The organism is Lacticaseibacillus sp. 866-1 (assembly GCF_016861825.1).
Classification (GTDB): domain Bacteria; phylum Bacillota; class Bacilli; order Lactobacillales; family Lactobacillaceae; genus Lacticaseibacillus.
Genome location: NZ_BOLU01000049.1, coordinates 1 through 4,754 on the forward strand (window position 1 = coordinate 1; position 4,754 = coordinate 4,754).

5 protein-coding genes and 1 tRNA gene are annotated in these 4,754 nt (G+C 55.6%); all 6 read right to left on the reverse strand.

Annotation, left to right across the window (positions count from 1 at the left end):
* Positions 1-319: 319 nt before the first annotated feature.
* Positions 320-778 (reverse strand): threonine/serine exporter family protein, encoded by a 459-nt coding sequence (locus tag JUE30_RS11005; protein WP_203624859.1) that lies wholly within the window; start codon positions 776-778, stop codon positions 320-322.
* Between the two features lie 15 nt (positions 779-793).
* The gene (locus JUE30_RS11010) at positions 794-1,537 is read right to left on the reverse strand and encodes a threonine/serine exporter family protein (protein WP_203624860.1); all 744 of its coding nucleotides are present in this window, start codon (positions 1,535-1,537) and stop codon (positions 794-796) included.
* On the reverse strand, positions 1,527-1,850 hold the full coding sequence (locus JUE30_RS11015; RefSeq protein WP_203624861.1) for a co-chaperone YbbN: 324 nt from the start codon (positions 1,848-1,850) through the stop codon (positions 1,527-1,529). The genes JUE30_RS11010 and JUE30_RS11015 overlap by 11 nt, the downstream gene beginning before the upstream one ends.
* Positions 1,851-2,061: 211 nt before the next feature.
* Positions 2,062-3,072: a peptidoglycan bridge formation glycyltransferase FemA/FemB family protein gene (locus JUE30_RS11020; RefSeq protein ID WP_203624862.1), complete on the reverse strand. Its 1,011-nt coding sequence runs from the start codon at positions 3,070-3,072 to the stop codon at positions 2,062-2,064.
* A gap of 3 nt (positions 3,073-3,075) precedes the next feature.
* Positions 3,076-4,305, reverse strand: coding sequence for a carboxylate--amine ligase (locus tag JUE30_RS11025; RefSeq protein ID WP_203624863.1), 1,230 nt, complete (start codon positions 4,303-4,305; stop codon positions 3,076-3,078).
* 131 nt (positions 4,306-4,436) lie between these two features.
* Positions 4,437-4,524 (reverse strand) — tRNA-OTHER (locus JUE30_RS11030).
* Between the last annotated feature and the right edge of the window lie 230 nt (positions 4,525-4,754).

The following is a 4,754-nucleotide window of genomic DNA, read 5'->3' on the forward strand; positions in this document are numbered from 1 at the left end:
GTATTTTCCTTGAGCGTGTCTGGTTTAACCCCAAAGCCCACAACCTGGCGGCTTAAAAAAAGAGTACCTAGACCAATTAAGGTCTAGATACTCTCATAAATTATGTTCAACTTCACTTGACGAAGAGCCCAAAAAACGCGCGAGCCAAGTTTGATCCTGGTTCGCGCGCATATGTCAGAACTGTTTCCAGTCAGGTCCGCTGGCTCCACAACCTAAGACCACTGATCCCCGGAATCCGCTGGGTGTCGGGACGCGCCCGACTGATCAGCCGACCTTTCACCATTACTGGTTACTCGACTCATCGCATAACGGTATTATATCATGCTTTCGCGGTTTTTGCAGGCTTGCGGTAGGTCATTTCGGCCACCAGCTGCGCGAGCAGGAAGCCGACCGCGATCGCGCCGGCCACCATGGCGACGCGAAACGTCAACGACAGCGCCTGATCCAGATTACCGAGCACCAGCGCCCGCACCGCCTGGTACGCGGTCGCCCCTGGCACCAGCGGCACTAGGCCGGGAATGTTGAAAATGATCACCGGCATTTTTTTGATGCGAGAAAAGACAATTCCGCACAGCCCGATGGTCAGCGCGCCGAGCAGGTTCGCCAGCATGCGGCCGGTACTGAGCTGCATCAGCGTCCAGTACACCAGCCACCCGGCGGCTCCGGCCCAACCGGCCAGGTTCAGCGCCTTGTGCGGCACATTAATGATGATGGCAAACGCAATGGTGGACAGATAAGAGAAGCTGACCTGAACCAGCACTTGTAAGGCTAATGGCATGACGCCCCTCCTTGCCTAGAAAAACCGAAAAATGATCGCGATCCCGACGCCGATGGCACAGGCCGACAGAATGGCCTCCATGCCGCGCGCCATGCCGGAGAGCAGGTGTCCCGCCAGCATATCCCGGATCGAGTTGGTGATCGCCACCCCAGGCACCAGCGGCATGACCGCGCCGATGATGATGTTGTTGATGTCACGACCCACGCCTAGGCGCACGCCCACCCAGGCGGTCAGCCCGACCACAAACGCGCCCAAAAGCTCGGAAATGAACTGCAGCTTGGTCAGGCTGGAGACCTTGTAGTAGGCGGCAAACCCAAGCGCGCCGACCAAAGCGGCCAGTGGCATGTCGAACCAGTCATAGGTCTGCGCAAAAATCACCATCAAGGTCGTTGAGCACAGCGCCGCAGCCAGGATCTGCAGCCACACCGGGAAAAATGGCGTGTGCGCGTCAAGGGTCTCCAGCGCCTGGTGAAGCTGGCTGAGCGTCAGCTGACCGGCCGCAAACTGCCGCGACAGATTGTTCACCCCGGCCACTTTTTCCATGTCAATGCCACGCTGTGCCACCGGGGCAATTTGAACGGTCGCTGGCCCGTCAATGCCGATGAACAGCCCAGTCGGCGTGGTAAACACCCGCGCCGAATGCGCACCGGCGTTTTGCGCAATGCGCGTCATGGTGTCATCAACGCGGTACATTTCGCTCCCGCCTTCGATCATGATGCGGCCGGCAAGCAAGCACGTCGTCAGCAGTTCATTTTCCATCGTGCGCCTCCAAAAACTGGGTGAAGTGGGCACGCAGCTTGGCCTTGGGGTACGCCCCGGTGACTTTTTCCACCGGCTTGCCCTGCCAGTAAAGCAGCATCGTGGGAATGCTTTGCACGTGGAACTGATCGGCCACGGCGGTGTCGCCTTCGACGTTCAGCGTCAACACGCGCATGGGCAGCTCCTGCTCCAGCTCGGCAAGCAGCGGGCTCAAAATCTTGCATGGGCCGCACCACTCGGCCCACAAATCGACCACCGTCAGGCCCTCACTTAGGTGGGTCGTCATCGTCTCACTCGTCACTGCTGTCGGCATCCTCATCCCGTCCTTTCATTTTTTGATTGTAGCATGCACCCGGCGCGTTTGAATAGGCACGCCAGCAGCGGCTGATCTCAGCCCAGCTGCCACTTCAAAGAATGGCGCCCAAGTTGAACCTGGACGCCTCATCACCAACCTAGTTTATCATTTTCCAGTTGCCATTTGGATCCACGACAGCAAAAAAGCCGTGTCACCACGGCGCTAATGGTTATTCTTTAGTGAATTCATCGTACGCGGCCTGATCCATCACGTAATCCAGCTCGCCAATGTACTCGTGAACCGGGGTGTCAGGCGCGAACGGGTGCTTGAAGCGGTACAACCCATCGGAGCTGTCCAGGCCCCATACGCCGCCCATGTCGTACTTGGCCTTGCCTTCCTGGCAGGCCCAGTTGATCATTTCGTACTGCAGCAGGTAGGGGATCATCAATGAATTCTTGATTCGCATGGAGCCGCCGTACATGTGCCAAACTTTGTCGCCGAACGCGAAGGCAATCGCAGAAGCCTGCAGCTGGCCATCGACTCGCGCGATGAAGACCTTCATCTGATCCTTGCCGGCAAACGCCTCAGACATCCGATCAAAGTACGCCAGCGGCCGATAAGTGATGCCGTGGATCTCGCTCATCGTCTTGTAGGCCTCAAAAAACTCCGGCATCAGCTTTTCGCCATCACCGACTTCGACTTCGACGCCGCTCTTCATGGCGTGGCGGATCTTGGTCCGGGTCTTGCCGGTCATTGTGGCCATCACGCCATCAATGTCCTTGTCCTTGATGTCCAGCACAATGTTGAACCGCGGCTGGATCGTGTCATGGTTGCCATGGAACTTGCGATTGCGAGTCACGTAGCCATGTTTCTGAAAGGCAGCGTTCAGCTCATCCGTGTAATCCAGCTCCGGATCCATCCGCAGTAAGAAAGCATTGCGCTTCTTTAGTTCAGGCAGCGCCTCCTGGACCAGCGCATCGATCGTGTCAATGTCAGTCGGATCGCAGACTGGACCCTTGCTGCAGTAGGCAAAAGTGTTACCAGCCTTGTCCGTGACGGTCAGGATCGACATACCGGCCGTGATTTGGCCATCCTTTTCCAGGTAAGCGTACAGCGGGGACCAGTTGTTTTTGACCTTCGACCAGGCAACGGACTGGGTCACCGAGGTGTACGGGGCGTCTTCCACGAATTTTTCGTAGCGGGCAACGGCTTCTTGATTGTTTAAATCAACGATTGGCATTGTTTACTTCCCTTCATTTTTGGCCGCAAAGCGGGCCTTGTAACTCGCGTAGTATTTCTTGATCCGGTGATTGCGCAGGAAACTCTTGTCCGCCGGATACTCTAGGGTATTGCCCCACTTGCCGTCATCGATCAGTGTCTGCATATGCTTTTTGATCTCGGGATCGGTGACATTAGCCACGGCGTCGTCGGGATTGACCCCCAGCCAGAGGTAATCGTTCTTGGCCAGCTCGGGTGCCGTGAACGGCTGGTGGAACACGCGGTCTTCGACCATCGGCTTGATCAGATTGTGGCCTGAAGCCGTGGTGTAAAAGCCGCTGCGGCCCTGGCGCGGGTTCAGCTCAATCAGCTTGAACTCCTGATCGCGCACGTCGTATTTAAGGTCGAAGTTGCCAAACCCGGTGTAGCCCATGTTCTTGATAAACTTAGCCAGGCGCGCCTCAGTGTCCTGATGGTACTCGATGAAGGTGGCAACGTAATTACCGACCAGAAAATCGGATGGGTCCTGCAGCAGCTGCCGGCCCATCGTCATCTGCCGCACGTTGGAATCCAGATCCGCGTAGAAATTGATGGTATACATCGCGGTGTCGCCGCCGGGAATGAAGTCCTGCAGCAGAAAGTTGCCGCGGTAACCGGCATCATAAGTCCGCTTCAGCATCGTCAGGATCTGGTCCTTGGCGGTGAACTTGTACGCCTTGCGCTGCCCGGGAAAATCCATCGCGATCTGCTGCGCCGCATCAGCGGGCTTCATCGCAACTGGAAACGCGAGCGCCAGGTCGGCCACTTTTTGCTCGTAGTTCTCTTGGTTGACCACCACTGTCTTGGGGTACGGCAGGTGATTTTCCTCGCATTGCTGATAGAAATGATCCTTGTAGTAGACGCTGTCCAGGACCTTCACGCTCGGGTACGGAATGATGTAGGTATCCTCCAGTGCCTCGCGGTTGCGAATGGCTAGCTCCGTGTACTCGTCGCCTGCTGTGATCAGGATCGGCTTGACCCCAGGCTTGCCGTACTTTTTCGCCATGTCGAGCAGCGCGGCAACAAACTCTTCGTTTTCCTTGAAGTGATCAACAACTGTCACGTCGCAAATCTGCGAATCCTTAGTCATCGCCAAGGCGGCCACGCCGATGCAGTGACTTTTGACCCCATAAGCTTCGTGGAACGAACGCGCCATGCCGTAAATGTTGACATCGGTGCCGACAAGGACTGGAATAATCGAACTGGTATCTACCATAGTGAACTCCTTTGATATGCAGGCTTAGTTACATTGTCCATTATCGCACAACTGCCCATGCGGGCAAGGCTGCAGAGCCGGCTTTAACAATAAAAAATCGTCTCGGGGAACCCCCGAGACGACCGGCTTTAAGGAGAGCGAAGGAGTCGAACCCCCCTACGCATTTCTGCGCTCACAGGCTGCAAGCAGCCCGCAGCATTACCGCTCTGCCAACTCTCCATATGACTAACAGTGTTTAGTATAGGACACGGTCCAAGCGATGTAAATGAATTTCATGAAACGATCATAAGATTCTCATGAATTAACAGTTCTTTAGTAAGCACCTAATAACAGACCGGATATGAATGCCAGCTTCTGGGCGATATGATTGCCTCATCAAATATGGTGAGGTGATTTTTATTGGATGAGAAGCCAGAGATTGTTCGCATCAAATTGGAAGAGAATCAACG